The following is a 19056-nucleotide window of genomic DNA, read 5'->3' on the forward strand; positions in this document are numbered from 1 at the left end:
TTGCTCAGAAAATAAATTCCTCACGCAGATTTGAATGCTATCAAATTTGAAATTGCATCGGCCGCTTGCCAATAAAAGATGGTACCAATTGTTGGTCATGACGTAAGGCATCTAAAATCTTCTCTAAGGCAATATGTGCCATATCCCCTCGTACACTATGCGAATGGGTCATCGGCATATGCTCGATGCCAGCTCTTCGCGCTGACAAAATTTTAATGTCTTGTTTGTTGACCACCCAAGTATAGGCATTCACAGCCGGCATCAATGCCTTAGACAACAATTTTGGAATCGGAAATTTATAACTGACACAGGTATAAACCCGTGACTCATACGGCCCCACAGGGCTAATCAGACTATTAAACACCATGCCCGATGGCTCTCCCCAATGGTATTCCACCAAGGTAATATTCGGCGCGATAAAACTGTCGCGGTGGACCTGTTCAGCACCATGCGGATTGGTCAGCCATGGCATCATGCCGACATCTGCATCATGGTCATGATAGTCAACGACTACTTTGCGCGGCCCGACATCTATGGTGGCATCCACGGCTTTTCCCGACTCTGAACGAAACCAGCCTTCATGGACAAATATGGTATGGGTTACATCCATAATATTTTGTGCAACAGCGCCCATCTCGCCATCATAACTGCCGACCATGTAATAGCTGACCCAGCCGGCTTGATCATAAAACGGTAATTTAAATATTTCCGGGCGTTCCTGTTTGGGCTTTTCACCGAGATAAATCCATACCACCCCATCTTGCTCACACACATCAAAACTACGCTGTTTAAAGGGATGCGGTTTTTCTGGAAAAAACTGCCCATTGACACTGGGAATATGCGCCACATGGCCATCACCCTGATACGACCAACCATGATATGGACATCTCACGCAGCCATCAGTCATTTTACCCTGAGACAAAGGCACACCACGATGCACACATTGATCGAGCAATGCAGCGGCTGTTCCATGTTTTTGTCGGAACAGAACAATTTTTTTACCATACAGGGTGGCTGAAAAAGGTTGATCTTTTTTGAGTTCTTTAGAGGTACAAGCGACGTACCACTCTTCTAATAATCCTTTGGCATCATCCCAAAAACTGGTTTGATTACACATAATTCAATCCTTATTTTTATCTTTTTTGTTTTAATCCATATGCCTTGCTCTAGTTCCTATACTTCAAGCAAGTTTATATCTCGAAGCCAATTGATCTCTTGAAAATACGCGCAAATTTTATACATGAATGTTTTGCTTGGATAGCAAAATAACGTAACTGCATCACACGCTTGCACAAGCTCTATATTTGTTTGCTGAAATCCGTCAAAGCCAACGCGCTATAGTTTTCTTCAACGGATTTACATTCACCCGACATCATTTAAGATGCGCTCTGAGCATCACAATACGCTTTTAAACACGGAGAAAAAATAAGCTACCGCGATAAAACCCTTGTATGGTTTTCAGCATCACCAATAACCAAAGCGTACAGAGCAATACTGCAAAAAAAGTACCGAACTGTTGAATAGCGTGTAATTGCGTCTGTTCCGCCAAATGGATGACCGCCAAACTAAAAACGCCGAATGGAAACGTCATCGCCCACCACCCGAGATTAAAGGGTAAATCTCGCAAATGTTTTAGCGTGATGAGTATAGCGATTCCAAACCACCATACACCAAATCCAAGTAGAACAAGGGCTGCGAATACGCCGCCTTGAAGCAACACCTGTCCTAAATCAACCAAATTTACTACTGTCAAAATACGCGGGGCTTGCTCTCCCAAAAGTAACAGCGCTAAAGCCCCTGTCCCAATCGGTCCTAAGGCCAACCAACTGCTGATCGCCATATCCTTGCTTGGCAATTGATGTAAAGCTAGACGCAGCAACAAGATGCTTAAGATGGCAAATGCTGGAAATACTGAGATTCCCCAAAGCAGATAACTCCCCAGCAAAATATGGACAGCATGAGCCTGTGCAGGTAAATGCGCCAACAATAAACCGCCTGAACTGGCAGCCACCTCGCAAGCCACTATCGGCAATAACCATACTGCGGTCATGCCTTGCAGCGCATGTTGCTGACGACTAAACATCAGAAATGGAACACACCATGCAATCGCTATTGACATCAACACATCGACATACCATAAATATTCAGCCTATGTGATGATGCTCATGCCCAAAAACTCTGTGTATAGCGTGGTGCCAAATTTCAATGCGCCATTGATCAGGGTTGCCAGTGCCATGGGGATCGCCCCAAGAAATAAACTCATCACTGGATGCTGGAAAATCTGCTTGTGGGTACAATATCCATCGGCTGAGATACATCCCACTAAACAATATGAACAACACGATGCTGATCTGCCACAGCGCTGCTCCGAAGGACCACATCCACTGCGGCGCCACCGCTATAGATGGTAAAATGAGGGCCACCACACCTGTGCCCATCACCACCGTAAACCAGTTTGGGGTGAAATGACGAATCAAGTCTTGTTTATGCTGGAGTTGATAAAATGGCATTTTCATCGCATGATGCTCATCAAAATGGAATGTCTATAGTTTAAGCACACCATTAAATAAGAAAAATTGATTAATATTTATTTTTATAATTTATTTTATTGATATTGAATTCATCTCTGCATAAAAAAACTTGAGTAAAAACACAACAACAAGACGAACGCAGAAGATTATGGCAATATATAGCCCTCAAACATTTTCAACAATTGATTCGCCCATGAAGCTGCTCCGTCTGAATGCTTTAGCGCCCCACTTAGAACTCCCCAAAACTGCCGTGACCATTGGCAATTTTGATGGTGTACATTTGGGTCATCAAGCGATGGTCAGCCAGCTCAAAGACATAGCACAGCAACAAAACTTAAAAACAGCTGTGATGATTTTTGAGCCACAACCGCTTGAATTCTTTAAAGCTTATGATGCACCGCCTCGAATCAGTTCACTACGTGAAAAAGTCGAATATTTAACTGAACTGGGCGTCGACTATATTGTGGTGGCGAAATTTGACAATGCCTTTCGTAATCTCAGCGCCGAAGAATTTGCCGATATTTTAAAAAATAAACTCAATACACAAAGTTTAGTTTTGGGCGAAGATCATCACTTTGGTAAAAACCGTCAAGGCAATAGCGAATTTTTACGCCAATACGGCTTCCAAGTCACAGCCCTGCAAAATGTCGAAGTCGATGGCGAACGTGTCAGTTCAACACTGGTTCGTCAGACATTACAAGCAGGCGACCTTGCCCATGCCGCAAAGCTTTTAGGTCGTCCTTATAGCATCACAGGTCGTGTACAGTATGGCGATCAAATCGGTCGCACGATTAATTTTCCTACCATTAATGTGCGTTTAAACCGTCATAAACCTTGTTTAAATGGCATTTATGCAGTCGATGTCATTTGTGAAACCGAATCTTTAACAGATAAAGTAAAAAACGAAAATGCTGACAAATTAGGGGTTGCAGGTTATGCACCCTCTGCCCTGTTTGGTGCAGGGCATGTTGGTACGCGTCCCGCAATTAAACAGGAACATCCTGAATGGCGATTAGAAGTACATTTTCCTGATGTTTCTGCTAATCTGTATGGCCTGTTAATGCGGGTGACGTTCTTGAACTTTTTACATGGCGAAAAGGACTACCCTTCGCTTGAAGCACTGAAAGCCGGAATTGATGACGACGTCGAAAAGCTCCTTGAGTTTCGAGGTCAGCACCCTCATTTCCCCTTTTAAACCCCGATTATTTATTGTAAAACGCGTCAGTCAACGGGCTGATAAATTTGGAAGACAACTTGCATGAGCGATAAGCAAACTCCTGAAAATGCAGTGGATTATAAAGCCACGCTAAACCTCCCAGGTACTGAATTTGCGATGAAAGCAAATCTCGCAGTACGTGAAGCAAAATGGTTAGAAGAGTGGTATGCCGACAACATTTATCAGCAGATTCGTGCATCGCGTATTGGCAAGAAAAAATATGTGCTTCATGATGGCCCTCCATACGCAAATGGCCAAATTCACTTAGGCCATGCGGTAAACAAAGTCCTGAAAGACATCATCATTAAAAGCCGTGTAATGGACGGTTTTGACGCACCGTATGTACCAGGCTGGGACTGTCACGGTCTTCCAATCGAACTGAAAGTTGAAGAAAAAGTCGGTAAAGTCGGCGTGAAAGTAGATGCCTCAACTTTCCGTAAAGCCTGCCGTGAATATGCTTACACCCAAGTCGAATTACAAAAGAAAGACTTCGTGCGTATGGGCGTATTTGGTGATTGGGACAACCCATACCTCACCATGAACTTCAAACAAGAAGCCGACATCGTTCGTTCGCTCGGTGAAATTGCCAAAGCAGGCCATATTGAGCCGGGTCTTAAACCAGTCAACTGGTGTTTAGACTGTGGTTCTGCCTTAGCTGAAGCTGAAGTGGAATACGAAGACAAAAAATCAGATGCGATTGACGTTGGTTTTAGCGTTGTTGATTTAGCTGATTTATCTGCACGCCTAGGTGTTACAGTTAGCGATTCTACAGATATCGTGATCTGGACAACTACGCCTTGGACTATGCCTGCCAACCAAGCGGTTGCTCTACACGCTGAACTTGAATACCAATTGGTGAAAGCAACTGGCGAAGACAAAGCAGCGCAAAACTTCATCCTTGCAAAATCATTGGTTGAATCTGCAACTCAGCGTTATGGCTTTAATGCAGTTGAAGTGATTGCTGAGTTTGCTGGTGCAAAACTTGAAAACCTAGTACTACAACATCCGTTAATTGCTGAACGCCAAGTACCAGTAATCTTAGGTGAGCATGTAACTGATGGCAGTGGTACAGGTGCTGTACATACCGCGCCAGGCCATGGTGTGGACGACTATAAAGTTGGCCTACAATACAACCTGAAAGTCGACAATCCAGTCGGCGGCAACGGTGTATATTTACCGAGTGCGCCAATTTTTGCAGGCGAACACATCTACAAAGCCAATCCAAAAATCATTGCTGCTTTAACCGAAGCAGGCAAACTTTGGGCACATGTGGTGATCAAACATAGCTACCCACATTGCTGGCGCCATAAAACACCGATTATCTTCCGTGCAACACCGCAATGGTTTATCAGCATGGATGCAAAAGGTTTACGCCAAGGTGCATTGAACGCGATTGAAAATGACATCAGCTTCGTACCGGATTGGGGTAAAAACCGTATCCAATCGATGATTGAAGGTCGTCCAGACTGGTGTATCTCACGTCAACGTACATGGGGCGTGCCGATTCCATTCTTCGTGCATAAAGATACTAACGAACTTCACCCACGTACGCCTGAGCTGATCGAAGAAGTAGCGAAGCTGATTGAACAAGAAGGTATTGACGGTTGGTATAACCGTGATGCATCTGAGTTTATCGGTGCAGATGCAGAGCAGTACAATGCGGTTCGTGACACTCTAGACGTTTGGTTTGACTCTGGAACAACACACTTTGCAGTACTTCGTGAACGTGAAGAATTGCAAGACCCTGCTGACTTGTACCTTGAAGGTTCTGACCAACATCGTGGCTGGTTCCAATCTTCATTGTTAACATCTATGGCGATTAATAACCGCGCACCGTACAAAGGCTTATTGACTCACGGCTTCGTTGTGGACGAAAAAGGCCGCAAAATGTCGAAGTCGATCGGTAACGTGATCACTCCGCAAGACATCATTAAAGACATGGGTGCAGATGGCCTACGTTTCTGGATTGCGTCTGCAGACTACCGTTATGAAATGACTGCAGGTAAAGAAATCTTCAGCCGTGCATCAGATGGTTACCGCCGTATCCGTAATACGTTGCGTTTCTTGTTGGCTAACTTGAATGGCTTCAAACCATCGACTGATGCTTTGCCTGTCGATCAATTGATCGCACTGGATCAATACATCTTGCAACGTGCTGCGGAAGTACAAAAAACTATTCAACAAGCTTATGAAGATATGAACTTCCATATCGTGACTAGCGCATTGACCAACTTCTGTATTAATGACTTGGGTGGTTTTTACCTCGACATCATCAAAGACCGTCAGTACACCACCAAAGCAGACTCAGCAGCGCGTCATTCTGCACAAACGGCGTTGTATCACTTGGTTCAGGCCTTTGTCCGTTGGATGTCTCCTATCTTGAGCTTTACCGCACAAGAAGCTTGGCCGTTGATTCCAGAGCAATCTGAGAAATATGTATTTACTGCGGAGTGGTATGACATTCCTGTAGCCTCTACAGCGAATCTGGTGACTGAAGCTGAATGGCAAACCTTGATCACCGTCAAATCTGCAGTAAACAAGTTTATTGAAGCTGCACGTACTGCAAAAACTGTGGGTTCAAACTTGTCTGCCAAAGTTGAACTTTGGGCCAATGCTGAACTGAAAGCTGTTTTAGACAAATTCGGTGAAGAACTGCGTTTTGTCCTCATCACCTCTCAAGTGATTGTTAATGAATTTGACGCAGCACAAGGCGAAGCCTCTGACCTTGACGGTTTAAATGTCAAAGTCTCTGCTGCTGACGGTGAAAAATGTGCACGCTGCTGGCATGTACTGCCAGATGTGAATACACATCACGAACATCCAGGTCTTTGTTCTCGTTGTATTATTAACCTTCCTACAGGTCAAGGCGAAGAGAGAAAATATGCCTAATCCACAAGAAAAAAAGGGCTTCTTTCAATTCTACCCACACAATTTAGTGTGGGTGGGCTTATCCATTGTTGCCATTATTTTGGATCAATGGACTAAATGGATTGCAAGTACACATCTGAACTACGCAGATCCTGTACCTGTCATGCCCTTTTTAAATTGGACATTACTACATAACTATGGCGCTGCCTTTAGTTTCTTGTCCGATGCCGGTGGATGGCAACGTTATTTCTTTACTTCACTCGCAGGACTTGTGTCTGTCATTTTTGTATTTTGGCTCATGCGTATGCCAAAAAACGTGAAAGTCCTTCCGATTGCCATTGCCCTGATTTTAGGTGGCGCAATCGGCAACTTAATTGACCGTGTATCTTTAGGTTATGTGGTGGATTTCATTCACGTGTATTACAACAACAGCCACTTTCCTGCATTTAATATTGCAGACAGTGCCATTACTTTAGGCACGATCCTGCTTCTTATCGATACGTTTTTCTTAGAAAAACACCGAATTCAACGTGCGGAAGCGCAAAATGACTGATTTTATCAATCCTAACGAGGAAACTCGTATTGAAGAAGGCTCTAAAGTAGACCTTCACTTTTCTGTTGCTATTGAAAATGGCGTAGAAATTGACAATACCCGTAGCCGTGCTGAACCTGTCAGCCTTGTCATGGGTGATGGCAGCTTATTACCGGGTTTTGAGAAAGCTTTATTCGGTTTACGTGCAGGTGACCGCCGTACCGTGAGCCTTCCTCCTGAAGATGCTTTTGGTCCATGGAACCCAGAAAACGTACAAAAATTTGATACCGTCAAATTTGAGCAACGTCCTGTTGAAGGCCATATGATTGAGTTTGAAGATAAAGCCAAACAAAGTCTGTATGGAGTAATCAAAACTGTAGGTGAAGACATTACCGAAGTGGATTTCAACCACCCTCTAGCCGGTAAAAATATCACCTTTGAAGTTGAAATTTTCAAAGTGACCCCTGCCGGTCAACAAGGCGTGAAACTGATCTAAGTTTCAGCAAATAAAAAGCTCCTTCGGGAGCTTTTTTTATCACTATTTTTATAACTATCAATCGACTCGATACATTTTCTGTATATGCAACAGATTGAATTCATATTAATTTAATGCAAGACTTTAAAACAAGACAGGAAATACGATGAAACTGCATATTATTGTCGGCAGTGTCCGCGAAGGCCGTACGGCAATTAAGATTGCAAACTGGCTACTTTCAGAAATCGAAAGCTATAACTACAGTACCGTAGAAACTGAAATTGTCGATTTAAAAGAATGGGATCTGCCTATTTTTGCAGGCGCACATCCACCATTAACTGGGATTTATGACCAACCCAAACAACAAGCATGGGCAGATAAAATCGCGCAAGGCGACGCATTTATTTTCATTAGCCCTGAATACAACCACGGCTACAGCCCTGCGCTCAAAAATGCATTGGATTACCTTGGTAAAGAATGGGGCGGAAAACCTGCGGCATACGTTAGCTATGGTGGCACCAATGGTTCACGTTCGATTGATCAAATTCGCCAAGTGGCAACTCAATTGGGCTTAATTGACAGTAATGCTGTAGTTGAAATTCGTGACATTTTCTCGCGTAATCAAACAGATAAATTCGAACCGAATGAATTTGACAACAAAGCGGTTAAAGCGATTTTCAAAAAATTACTGCAATATGTGAGTGCTTAATTCTTGCCGTTCGCGTGATAAATGCCGCCTTTTGTAGGTTCAGGCTTACATTATTTTCGGCAGATGGCAGCTATACCCCATGCATCATCCACGATAAAGTTAAAACATACAGAGACAGGATGTCACTGAACATAAAACAACAATGATAAGACTAAGCAGGAAGCTTACGGTAGGACAGGAGTTATACCGCTAGAATGAATCTGAAAAAAGCCTCGACAGGATGTCGAGGCTTTTTTCATTTCAAATGCTACACAAGAATAGCTCTAACATGAGCCACAACCGAACTCAGGGCCATGGCTCAATGGGTCTCACCCAATCGGATACGATTACTTTTTAGAACTCTCCACAATTAAACGCGTCACCAGGTACAAACGCGGTACGATAGAATCTGTCAAAATATATTCAGCTTTATCTGAATGTAATCCATCACCTGACATGCCTAGTCCCTCAATGATCGCGGCTCTCGAACTAACCCCAGCAAAAGCGGCATCAGTACCACCACCCCAAGCGGTCGTTTCAACTTTCATCGGCAGCTTTAATTCGTTTGTGTAAATCTGCTGGGCTGTCGCGGCCAATTTTTTGGCTTGTGGACTGGCTTCTAAAGGTGGTCGACGGACTTCAAATTTGACCTCGACCTGACTTTCCGCCAATTTTTTGGTTTTGACTTTTTGCTTCAAGGTTTTTTCCAACTCAGCAAAATCTTGTGGTTTTAAGGAACGAGCATCTGCCTGCGCTGTCGCATGGTCAGGAATCACATTTCGGGTTTTTCCAGCCGTCGCAACAGTCCAATTCAGCTTTAAACCCGTTTTCGGATTGGATAGATTTTCTAATTGTTGAATCTGAAAAGCCAGTTCTGTCAAGGCATTGACCCCTGCTTCAGGTTTTACCCCCGCATGCGAACCCCGCCCTTTAATATCTAAATAAGCCGCACCAATCCCACTAGTGGCTAACATCAAACTTCCCTCTAAACCACCGGTTTCAAAGGAGAGGACAACGTCCTGATTTTGAGCTGTATCCATAATCAATTGGCGCGAGCCGGGTGAACTGATTTCTTCATCTGAATTAATTAACACCGTAATGGTGCCGTAATCTTGGTACTTCAGCTGTTTCAGCATATCCAAGACATGAATCACTGCAGCAACACCTTGCTTGTCGTCCAAAATACCTAAACCATAGGCTTTATTACCATCTATACGAAACGGTTGACCTTGTAATTGGCCCTTTTGATACACCGTATCATTATGTGCCAACAACATAATGTTCGTTTTACCTTTGCCTTTCAGTACCGCCTTGACAATCGGCCCTGTCTGATCTGGCGCACCATCGAGTTTCATGATGTCTTTGGGCTGAATCACGTTCACCTCAGCCCCTGTGGCTTTTAATTGCTCTGCGACCACCTTAGCAATTTGATTCAAACCCTCAATATCTTTACTGCCAGATTCAATATTGACCAAGGTTTTCAAGGTCTCTAAATAACTTTGCTTTTGACTTTCCGCAATTTGCTTAATCTCTTGTGGAGATGCTGCCCAACTTGCTGAAGCACTAAGCGCAATAACGCAGCCTAATGCGAGCTGAAGATTTGATGTCGTCCGTTGTTGTGTAAGTATTCTTAGCATCGATCTTATTCCCTGTATATTTTTCATTATGAATTTTTAATGTCTGATAAATTAGTTCACCATTCAACCAATTAATCGCAAAAATATGTAACACCGCTGATAAAGCTTTTAGTCACTTCAAAACCAGCTTCCTGCTGTTTTAAAAGCGGTTTAGATCAATATGGATACATAGATCTAACGATCGAGAGCCTTAATGCTGTGCAATATATTGACGCGACGGACAGAATGATAATTTAGGTGTTGTACGTTTTGGCTTACATCAGATGCGGATAATAGACACTATTCACGTTATTGGATTACTTTTATATTAAGGTCATACAGCGACAGGATGTCACTGAACATAAAACAACAATGATAAGACAATGAGCAGGAAGCTTACGGTAGGACAGGAGTTATACCGCTAGAATGAATCCGAAAAAGCCCCGACAGGATGTCGGGGCTTTTTTCGTTTAGGCGATGTGAAAGCAACATTCCATGTATTTGCACAGACTAAACATCGACCTGAAAACCTAAATCGACATCACAAGCGGCTTGACCACCTCGTATCCCCCAATTTTCTAGAGGGCTTTCACGTAATGTTATGATGATATGGTCGGCTGGAATGCCAAATTCCACCAAATTATGCACCAACATTTGATATAACTTACGCTTGGTTGCTACGGTTCGTCCCGCAAAACAATCAATGGTGATATGTGTAAAGCGCTCAGGCTGCGTCAAATGATCAAACACCTGAAACCGATGTGGCGCATGCACTTGCAAACGCATATTGCGGTCATATGAAGGTAGTTGAAAACTCTGTTGTAAGGCGTCAAAGACAGCATTTATCAACTGTTGTTCTTGTTCTATGCTGTATTGCATCCGTATATCGATTTGTGTTGCAGGCATGCGCGAAACTCATTGTTGTTATTTAAATCACTACACTAGCAGGATTTAGCGACGTTCTGCTGTAGGCATTTACCTACAGCGCTTGCAGTATTTACGCCTATGGCCTCAACAGCAACGCGCCTATAGTAAGAACATACAGAGACAGGATGTCTTGCAATAAAAATAAATAATGCACATGCAGCAGGAACGCTGATCGGTATGACAGGAGTCATATCTTTAGAATGAATCTAAAAAGCCCTCGATAGGATGTCGAGGGCTTTTTTCATGTCGTCATTCATTCAGCTATCGCACTCTATTCGTCGAAAAATCGCAATTTATCAACAATACTTACATCGCAACAGTAAAACTGTACTTATAATCGGCAGAGATTTTAGACAGAATAACGGCTGCGAGTTCAGCAGCTCGAACTGTCAGCGCTTAGGGATTAGGCGACAACAATAAAAATTGAATTAAAAAATTAGAGAATGACCTATGCAATTGCAACAGCAACAACTGAATAGTTTTACCCGCATTTTTCATGCCGCTCCAGAACACAATAGCCCGCAAGATCTTGCACAATATATTGGCGCGCATCGACAAGAGCTTTTACAACAAATCCATGAAAATGGCATCTTGCTGTTCCGTGGTTTTAACATCGAGCAACCCGAACAATTTAACCAACTGATTGAACAATATTTTCAGTTTACGCCATGGAATGCATTTAACCCCAACATGCCCAGCTGGGTTGCATCTTGGATGCGAAAATACAGCGAGAAATTGCTCGGCGCAGGCGACTACCGTCGTTATATCGATCGCAACACAGTGCAATTGGGTCCAGTCGAAAACTCGGTACAAGGCCCACATGTTGAAGGTGGCGTGCGCTCAGAACGCTCGCGTTATATCGCCTTATTTTGTCAGAAACCTTCGACGTATTTGGCAGAAACAGGATTTAATAACTTAGAGCAGATTTGGGAGAATTTTCCGAAACATCTACAGGAAAAATATCTTGGTGCATGGAACCATTTTTCTTATGTCTCGGCGCGCGAGGTGGGGCTATTTGACCGATTATTGCTGAAAAAGAGCCCGTTTAGTCTAGAGATTCGACAAGATAAAAAAGCCAAACTGACCTTGCAGCGTTCGCCACTGGTGATTCATCACCCCGATACGAAAAAGCATGTGATTCAGCCGTGGGCTTTTGCTAATAATACCAATCCATTTGCCCATCAGGCGGCCAAAAATTGCTTTGAAAATCGCGGGGAGATTGAAATCGATTCGACAGCGGACGGCATGCAACTGACTTGGGAAATTTACACGCCAGAAGGTCAACAAATTGAATGGAGCGATGCCGAAAAGCAGCAATTTTTTGATGCGATGTATAAAGATGCCCTGCTTTTGCAGTGGCATAAAGGTGATGTTGCGATCGTCGATAATATTAAAATTGCGCATTGGCGAATGAATGGAGAACAAGGAAATCGTAAATTAATTCAAATTCAAGCCAATGCATTTAATGCCGATGAACACTATGCGGCTTAGCTAACAGATTTAAAATTCGTGCAGGCCTGTATGTGAGAAGCCCCGTAGGGGCTTTTTTTTATTTTTTGAATTTTTTGTTTATTTTTTAGCCGCTATTTTGGCTCAATTTTGAATAACCATGCTTTTTCACCGTCTTCAATCCCCCAAATGGCACCATCTTTGGCTTCAATCAAGCCACGGATCCGCTGTTTCATGTCGATGCGCTGGATTTCTGTTGCCGGTTGATGTGTTGTATCCACAATCAGGATTGCTTGAGACGACAAACCACCAATCAGCGCTTTATTTTTCCACAAGGGGAACTTTTGCCCTTGGTAAAACATCAAACTCGACGGTGAAATCACCGGTGTCCAGCTAATGGCAGGCGCTTCAAATTCAGGTCGCGTATGATGATCAGGAATCGGCTGATCATCATAATGATCGCCATTCGACACATGCGGATAGCCATAGTTTTTCCCACGCTGCACAAGATTTAACTCATCGCCGCCTTTCGGTCCCATTTCGGCCACCCAAAGCTGCTGTTTTGCATCAAATGCCATGCCTAAAGGGTTACGGTGCCCGAAGCTCCACACTTGCTTGGCAACTTCGCCTTGGGTCTGAAATGGATTATCTACAGCAGGTGTTCCATCACTATTTAAGCGCAGTACTTTACCCAAATTTGACTGCAGATCTTGTGCAGGATCAAACTTCTGACGTTCGCCCGAACTCACCCATAATTTTCCATCTGTACCAAACTGCATTCGGTGTGAATAATGGCCTTGACCTTCTACTTTTGGAATTTGCCTCCAAATGATTTTTCGCTGTTTTAAACTTGGCACAGCTTCATTGAGGTTTAATGTGGCTTTTTCGATGACAGCGCCATAACCGCCCTGTCCTGCTTCTGCATAGCTCAGATATATATGATGATTTTTTTCAAATTGTGGATCAAGTGCAATATCACCTAATCCACCTTGTCCACCATAGGCAACTTTCGGAAGGTTTTTCACCTGTATTTTTTGCTGGTTTTGAGGATTAAAGATAATTAGCTGACCTTTTCTTTCTGTAAGCAATAAGCGTCCATCTGTGAGCGACTGAATGGCCCAAGGCTCATTAAATTGAGCGATTTTTTGTATTTTAAAGCGCTGTTCTTGCTGGATTTGTGCCGATTTTTGAGCTTGGCTTGGTGTTTGATCTTGTGCTGTAGTTGTGGTGTTTTCCGCATGGCATGCGGCTGTCATCAGGATGCCAACGATCAGGCTAGGCGTTCGAAAATATTGTATGCATTGTTTCATCTACTGTTCCCATCCCTTTTATAATCATTTGATTCTAATCAATTAATCAGATGATTTTTCTTTGGAAAGGTAACAGAATAATTTTGTACGTTTTGGCTTACATGACATGCAGAAAATTGCGGCTTTCCAAGTTTCAGAAACAGGCCTAATCTACAGTTATCAGGAGACAGGAAGTTTCCGAAACATAAAACAATAACAATAAGTTTCTGCATCAGGACGTGAGATATGATAAGGAGTTGTATCTAGAACACGAAATACGAAGAAAACCCCGACAGGATGTCGGGGTTTTCTTTTTTCTAGCTGATTTTTTAAAGAATTCGCCCTAATCTAGAACTTTCGCATAACATCTCTGTCAAAACTTCTTACAGTTTCCTGCGAAATTATTACATACCCAAATCCGTCAGCTTGTTAGCGTGGTAGACAATCCTCATTGCAAGGAGTCAATCATGACTTTAAAAGCTTTAGTGATAACTTCAAATGTCGGTGTTGAACATGACGAGCTGATCCAACCATTAAATTATTTAAATGAAAAGGGAATTGAAGCCATTCATGCCGCTATTAAACATGCGGTTGTCCAAACAGTAAAAGCCGACAAAAAGGTCGAAGCTGAAGTTCAACCCAATGCCCAATTGAGCAACGTAAATGCTGAAGACTATGATGTGTTAGTAATTCCAGGCGGAACTGTCAATGCAGATCATCTACGGATCGATGAAGATGCACTGCGACTTATTCAAAACTTTGCTGACCATCAAAAACCTATTGCTGCAATTTGTCATGGTCCTTGGGCGCTCATTAATGCTGAACGAATTCGTGATAAAACTCTGACGTCTTATAAAAGTATTCGTTTGGATTTGGAAAATGCGGGTGCACATTGGGTCGATGAGCAGGTGCACCGCTGTAATACGGGTGGTTGGGTGCTCATTACTTCTCGTTGTCCAGATGACTTGCCTGCGTTTAATCAAGCGATTCAGCAGGAGCTTGAGCAACAGCAACAGCAACAGCAACAGCAACAGCAACAGCAACAGCAACAGCAACAGCAACAGCAACAGCAACAGCAACAGCAACAGCAACAGCAACAGCAACAGCAACAGCAACAGCAACAATAATACTAAAATGAAAATACCCGCATATTGCATGCGGGTATTTTATAATGTTGATTCATAAAATATTATGGCTTACAAATTTTTTAAGTAAGCTACCACATCATCATTGCCTGCCATTTCTGCAAGCTCTAATGCTGTGTATTGGGTCTTATGCTGTACATTTGCACCATTAGCTACCAAAAGCTTCACCACGTCTAAATAGCCGTTTTCTGCGGCTGCATGCAGTGCGCTATAGCCTTCTTCATCGGCAGTGTTTACGTCTGTGCCATTCGCTAAAGATTTTTCGACTTCTGCGAGTTCACCTAAAGATGCCCAGTACACCAGTTCAGGCAGATGCAGTTCTGCATCATCTTCAGGGATTGGCGAGATAGAATTAAATTGCATGATCATAATACCTATTTGTAATTTCTATAAATATCGCTTGTCAATTAATGACCATGGCAGAATTGGTCATATAAATCAGTTTATTTAACGAATTTTATCAAATCTATTTAAAGCGTAATTCACAGTTTCCTTTGAATTTAATAAATATTTTCCATTTTTATCGCGTTCAATACGAATGGATAATTTAGCCGCTTGTGTAATAGTTCCAGATTCCAGTAATCGACTGATATCACTATTTGGAAGAATAATATAATTATTTACATAAGATGGACCATTACATGATCGTAATACAAAAATATAGAAAGTAGATGATGCATCCTTTGAATCATAAGATCTCTGATTTATCGTGAATCTATACTGATTATTTGATTCAGATATATTGGCTGTTTTAACCTGTATATGAAAATATTTATTATCTTTTGCTGCGACAAGATCAATACCATCATCAACAGCCATATATGATGTATTAAATCCAAAAAATAATAATTCAGCCATCACTGCAAATTCACCAGCCTTGCCCGTATACAGTGCATTAACTGTAGGTGGCGGTGGAACAATATCAGGTACAACTTTTTTGATTTTTAATCTGTAAATTCCCCGTCTTGGAGCACCTTTAGAATTTTTTGGTTTTGTGAACTCTGATTTTGTTTTATATTTGTCAATATCCTTTGAAAGTATCGAAGAGATTTTCTTAGATAAAACATCTAGATGCTGCTGAGTATGAGGATATTTCGCTACGATTGCTTCTGCTATTTGATCAACATGCATTTCTTTTCGCGATTCCTTCATTACTTCTTTAATTTGCTCAATAAACTCCATCTCTCCCCCCATAAAATAGTCATAGTTAAGTTTTTATATCTTTTTTAAAAACTTATAAATATAGAATATTAGAAAATATAAAATAATTATTTTATTAGCATTTTAAATAACCCAAAAAAAGCCCCCTTTCGGAGGCTTTTCTTTTTAAAGAATCACAACTTAAGCTTTGGCTGTAGATGCCTCTTTAACATCAATTTTATCACTGTCATTTTCATGCATGATCAATGCAACCGCGATCGCAGTAATCAGTACAGGTAAACCCACCGCCATAAAGTTGAAATGTGCAGGTAAGTTCATACCGAGCAAACCACCAATCAGAATCGGCCCTACAATCGCGCCCATACGACCAATCGCAGAAGACCAACCAATTCCTGTCGAACGTACAGCAAGTGGGTAATACTGTGCCACATAGCTGTACAGCAGCATTTGCGAACCAATAGATGCAGCACCTGCCAAGAATACCAAAATGTATAGCAAGAACTGATTCGATTGGAAGCCCATCAAGCTCATCACAATCGCGCCCATCATACCCAAAACCATCAGCACAGGTTTTAAATGGAAACGGTCAGCCAAAATACCACCGCCAACAATACCCACAACTGCGCCCACGTTCATGACCATCATGAACATTAAGCTGTTATCCATAGAATAACCGGCTGCCATCATCAGTTTTGGTAACCAGCTGCTTAGCGCATACATGGTCAATAGGCACGTAAAGAACGCCACCCAAAACAGCAATGTATTTACGGCACGACCACGGCGGAACAAACTCACCACGTTAGCAGCTTCAGGTACATTTTCTTGCGGTAAAGTGAACACTGTATTTTCAGTCACTTTCACTTCAGGCGCTAAGCGCTTCACGATACTGCGGGCTTTTTCCTGTTTGTTTTCTTTCACCATAAATGCCAAAGATTCAGGTAAGAATTTCCAAATCACAGGTAAAAGGAAAAGTGGAATACCTGCAATAAAGAACATGATTTGCCAACCAAAGTCAGGGGTGAACCATGAACCTAAAAGTGCCGCCATCACACCACCGACTGCATAACCACTAAACATCGTCGTTACTAGTGTGCTACGCATCTTCTGCGGCGCGTATTCCGACGTTAAAGCCACAAGGTTAGGCATTACACCGCCAATCCCTAAACCAGCCAAGAAACGCAAAATACCAAATTCTGTTGGATTCGACGCAAAACCACCAGCAAAGGTCAAACCACTAAATAAAACGATACAGATCATGATGACTTTTTTACGGCCAATCTTATCTGCTAAAGAACCAAAGAACATGGCACCAAACATCATGCCTGCGAGCGCAGTACTAGCAAGCATCCCCGCTTGCATTGCACTTAAGCCCCAGTCTTGCATCAATAATGGTAAAACCACGCCATTAATCGCTAAATCGTAGCCATCAAATAAAATAATCAATAAGCACCAAGCCACTACATTGAAGTGGAACGGGGTAAATTTAGCCTTATCGACTACAGAATTTATGTCTATTTTTTCCGTTGTCATCGTTCTCATCTCCCATGAGTACTTGTCCATAACATTCATTGAATTTTTAAGTAAAATTCAACAGCCACGGAATATACGGAACAGTGTTTTCTAGGGATATTAGACGTATGTTTAATAAATCTAGTCTCTTATAAGTACATGTTAATTGTGTTATTTTTCATGCTTTAGTTTAATTATTAAACATTATCAATATATGATTATTTAACTTCTTTTTTTAAATAATAATGTCCTTGTTTTTAGGTCTAATTCTTCTATTCTTTCATTCAACTTCAGAACGACACACCATCATTTATTTCTATCTTTAGTTTAGAAAAATTTTAAATGTCTAAAAAACAAACGCAATTACATCTTTAGAAAAGCTCACTTTAATGCTCTTGATTGTTTTAAATACCTTGATAGCACTGAGATTAAGCAATCACCAGCTTACAGCGAAATCCACGAGACGCATAATATGACTGCGCGCTATTATGATAGCTAAATACATGATCATAACGTCGATCACAAAACAGTGCCCCGCCCTTTTGCCGAATATCCGCTGGCGTTACGATCCAACTCGAAGTCTTTAAATCGAAATGAAAAACTTGCTGTAACGCACGATAGTCCTCTTCTGTCAGCAGCTGAGCACCGATGTCTCGCACCATATCTATAACGTTATTTTTGGGAGGATGATTCTTCCGATTCTCCAAGGCATCACGGTCATAACATAAGCTTCGTCTAGGTTTTGGCGACTCTAAGCTGCAATCATAAAATATCAGGTCAAGAGATTGCCGATTCAGCGTCACAATATCTGGCTCACCGCCTGTATTTTCCATTTCGATTAAAATTTTTAGTTTTGAGGGCTGTGCAATCAATTGTTTTTTTACATCATCCCAAAGCAATACTGGATGACGCTGCATGTTTGCCTCAAAGCGTTGCTGCAATATCTCTAAAATAGAGACTTCATCGAGATCTTGGAGCATATGTACATCCTATTCTTTTTATACATTGGAGATTGAACTTCACTATAAAGAATATAGGCTCACCTTGATGTAAATTTTTAGCATTGTTTAGCCTTATTCTTTTTAAATATCTCTCGTTTTCCTATTTTGTGCTTTTTCTTTTCCATACATAAAAAAACACCCCCTGCACTAGTCAGGGGGTGTTTTCGAATAATGAGCTGGCGATGACTTACTCTCACATGGGTAACCCCACACTACCATCAGCGCTAAGAGGTTTCACTTCTGAGTTCGGGAAGGGATCAGGTGGTTCACTCTTGCTATTGTCGCCAGCACAACTGTTATGGATACTTGCTTAGTCTAATCTCAGAGCAGTGCTCTTCGTGCTAAGTTTTCTACCAAATGAGTTATTAACAGGTATATTTGAGTTGATTTTAACATAAAGCATAGCTTTATGTCTTGCGCTCGGACAAACATAATTAATGTTTGTTTATTCCTCGCTCATGTATCTAGCTTTTCAACTAAATCAAGTTTGATTGATTATATGTGAATCAATTGATGCTTTACATACAACTGTTTGGGTGTTGTATAGTCAAGCCTCACGAGCAATTAGTATTGGTCAGCTTCATGCGTCACCGCACTTCCACATCCAACCTATCAACGTCGTAGTCTTCAACGGCTCTTTAGTGGACAT

The 19056-nt window shown here is 42.0% G+C and carries 14 protein-coding genes, 2 rRNA genes and 2 pseudogenes; 7 read left to right on the top strand and 11 right to left on the bottom strand.

Annotated features, from left to right (window positions below; genetic code table 11):
* Positions 1–40: 40 nt before the first annotated feature.
* Positions 41–1117, bottom strand: a complete 1077-nt coding sequence (locus tag FTV37_RS03760) for an aromatic ring-hydroxylating dioxygenase subunit alpha (RefSeq protein ID WP_180063064.1) — start codon at positions 1115–1117, stop codon at positions 41–43.
* Positions 1118–1376: 259 nt separating this feature from the next.
* A pseudogene (locus FTV37_RS03765) lies at positions 1377–2516 on the bottom strand (TDT family transporter).
* A gap of 208 nt (positions 2517–2724) precedes the next feature.
* Between FTV37_RS03765 and ribF the strand changes: the two are divergent.
* From ribF to FTV37_RS03790, 5 genes are all read left to right on the top strand, one after another.
* On the top strand, positions 2725–3726 hold the full coding sequence (gene ribF, locus FTV37_RS03770; RefSeq protein WP_168379800.1) for a riboflavin biosynthesis protein RibF: 1002 nt from the start codon (positions 2725–2727) through the stop codon (positions 3724–3726).
* 63 nt (positions 3727–3789) lie between these two features.
* A complete protein-coding gene (gene ileS, locus FTV37_RS03775; protein WP_180063065.1) occupies positions 3790–6636 on the top strand; it encodes an isoleucine--tRNA ligase in 2847 nt (948 codons plus the stop codon).
* Complete coding sequence (gene lspA, locus FTV37_RS03780; RefSeq protein WP_078190655.1) at positions 6629–7168, top strand: signal peptidase II; 540 nt, start codon at positions 6629–6631, stop codon at positions 7166–7168. The genes ileS and lspA overlap by 8 nt, the downstream gene beginning before the upstream one ends.
* Positions 7161–7643, top strand: coding sequence for a peptidylprolyl isomerase (locus FTV37_RS03785; RefSeq protein ID WP_078190656.1), 483 nt, complete (start codon positions 7161–7163; stop codon positions 7641–7643). The genes lspA and FTV37_RS03785 overlap by 8 nt, the downstream gene beginning before the upstream one ends.
* Positions 7644–7788: 145 nt before the next feature.
* On the top strand, positions 7789–8331 hold the full coding sequence (locus FTV37_RS03790) for an NADPH-dependent FMN reductase (protein ID WP_180063066.1): 543 nt from the start codon (positions 7789–7791) through the stop codon (positions 8329–8331).
* A 326-nt stretch (positions 8332–8657) separates the two neighbouring features.
* On the opposite strand, the gene FTV37_RS03795 is transcribed toward FTV37_RS03790, so the two are convergent.
* Together FTV37_RS03795 and FTV37_RS03800 are read right to left on the bottom strand one after the other, a co-directional pair.
* Positions 8658–9947, bottom strand: a complete 1290-nt coding sequence (locus tag FTV37_RS03795; protein ID WP_180063067.1) for a glutamate carboxypeptidase — start codon at positions 9945–9947, stop codon at positions 8658–8660.
* 489 nt (positions 9948–10436) lie between these two features.
* A complete protein-coding gene (locus tag FTV37_RS03800) occupies positions 10437–10832 on the bottom strand; it encodes a tautomerase family protein (protein WP_180005605.1) in 396 nt (131 codons plus the stop codon).
* 471 nt (positions 10833–11303) lie between these two features.
* On the opposite strand from FTV37_RS03800, the gene FTV37_RS03805 reads away from it, so the two are divergent.
* Entirely contained in the window at positions 11304–12344 is a 1041-nt protein-coding gene (locus FTV37_RS03805; RefSeq protein WP_180063068.1) for a TauD/TfdA family dioxygenase, read from the top strand.
* Between the two features lie 92 nt (positions 12345–12436).
* Here the strand turns inward: FTV37_RS03805 and FTV37_RS03810 are convergent, their stop codons facing one another.
* A complete protein-coding gene (locus FTV37_RS03810) occupies positions 12437–13612 on the bottom strand; it encodes a PQQ-dependent sugar dehydrogenase (RefSeq protein WP_373683557.1) in 1176 nt (391 codons plus the stop codon).
* A gap of 446 nt (positions 13613–14058) precedes the next feature.
* Between FTV37_RS03810 and FTV37_RS03815 the strand changes: the two are divergent.
* Positions 14059–14595, top strand: a pseudogene (locus FTV37_RS03815) (type 1 glutamine amidotransferase domain-containing protein); the annotation flags it as partial.
* Positions 14596–14787: 192 nt separating this feature from the next.
* Here FTV37_RS03815 and FTV37_RS03820 read toward each other — a convergent pair.
* From FTV37_RS03820 to FTV37_RS03845, 6 genes are all read right to left on the bottom strand, one after another.
* Complete coding sequence (locus tag FTV37_RS03820) at positions 14788–15099, bottom strand: ankyrin repeat domain-containing protein (RefSeq protein ID WP_180063070.1); 312 nt, start codon at positions 15097–15099, stop codon at positions 14788–14790.
* A gap of 84 nt (positions 15100–15183) precedes the next feature.
* On the bottom strand, positions 15184–15918 hold the full coding sequence (locus FTV37_RS03825) for a group I intron-associated PD-(D/E)XK endonuclease (RefSeq protein WP_180024683.1): 735 nt from the start codon (positions 15916–15918) through the stop codon (positions 15184–15186).
* Between the two features lie 159 nt (positions 15919–16077).
* A complete protein-coding gene (locus tag FTV37_RS03830) occupies positions 16078–17427 on the bottom strand; it encodes an MFS transporter (RefSeq protein ID WP_180005638.1) in 1350 nt (449 codons plus the stop codon).
* Positions 17428–17834: 407 nt separating this feature from the next.
* Positions 17835–18386, bottom strand: a complete 552-nt coding sequence (locus tag FTV37_RS03835) for a DUF4256 domain-containing protein (protein ID WP_180063071.1) — start codon at positions 18384–18386, stop codon at positions 17835–17837.
* 195 nt (positions 18387–18581) lie between these two features.
* Positions 18582–18696 (bottom strand): 5S ribosomal RNA (gene rrf, locus FTV37_RS03840).
* Between the two features lie 254 nt (positions 18697–18950).
* Positions 18951–19056: ribosomal RNA gene (locus FTV37_RS03845) — 23S ribosomal RNA — on the bottom strand; the annotation flags it as partial.

The organism is Acinetobacter sp. YH16042 (assembly GCF_013417245.1).
Classification (GTDB): Bacteria; Pseudomonadota; Gammaproteobacteria; order Pseudomonadales; family Moraxellaceae; genus Acinetobacter; species Acinetobacter amyesii.

Bases quoted from the DNA above. Each gene is read 5' to 3' on its own strand.
- FTV37_RS03760 (WP_180063064.1), bottom strand. From the start codon at position 1,117: ATGTGTAATCAAACCAGTTTTTGGGATGATGCCAAAGGATTATTAGAA.
- ribF (WP_168379800.1), top strand. From the start codon at position 2,725: ATGAAGCTGCTCCGTCTGAATGCTTTAGCGCCCCACTTAGAACTCCCC.
- ileS (WP_180063065.1), top strand. From the start codon at position 3,790: ATGAGCGATAAGCAAACTCCTGAAAATGCAGTGGATTATAAAGCCACG.
- lspA (WP_078190655.1), top strand. From the start codon at position 6,629: ATGCCTAATCCACAAGAAAAAAAGGGCTTCTTTCAATTCTACCCACAC.
- FTV37_RS03785 (WP_078190656.1), top strand. From the start codon at position 7,161: ATGACTGATTTTATCAATCCTAACGAGGAAACTCGTATTGAAGAAGGC.
- FTV37_RS03790 (WP_180063066.1), top strand. From the start codon at position 7,789: ATGAAACTGCATATTATTGTCGGCAGTGTCCGCGAAGGCCGTACGGCA.
- FTV37_RS03795 (WP_180063067.1), bottom strand. From the start codon at position 9,947: ATGCTAAGAATACTTACACAACAACGGACGACATCAAATCTTCAGCTC.
- FTV37_RS03800 (WP_180005605.1), bottom strand. From the start codon at position 10,832: ATGCCTGCAACACAAATCGATATACGGATGCAATACAGCATAGAACAA.
- FTV37_RS03805 (WP_180063068.1), top strand. From the start codon at position 11,304: ATGCAATTGCAACAGCAACAACTGAATAGTTTTACCCGCATTTTTCAT.
- FTV37_RS03810 (WP_373683557.1), bottom strand. From the start codon at position 13,612: ATGAAACAATGCATACAATATTTTCGAACGCCTAGCCTGATCGTTGGC.
- FTV37_RS03820 (WP_180063070.1), bottom strand. From the start codon at position 15,099: ATGCAATTTAATTCTATCTCGCCAATCCCTGAAGATGATGCAGAACTG.
- FTV37_RS03825 (WP_180024683.1), bottom strand. From the start codon at position 15,918: ATGGAGTTTATTGAGCAAATTAAAGAAGTAATGAAGGAATCGCGAAAA.
- FTV37_RS03830 (WP_180005638.1), bottom strand. From the start codon at position 17,427: ATGACAACGGAAAAAATAGACATAAATTCTGTAGTCGATAAGGCTAAA.
- FTV37_RS03835 (WP_180063071.1), bottom strand. From the start codon at position 18,386: ATGCTCCAAGATCTCGATGAAGTCTCTATTTTAGAGATATTGCAGCAA.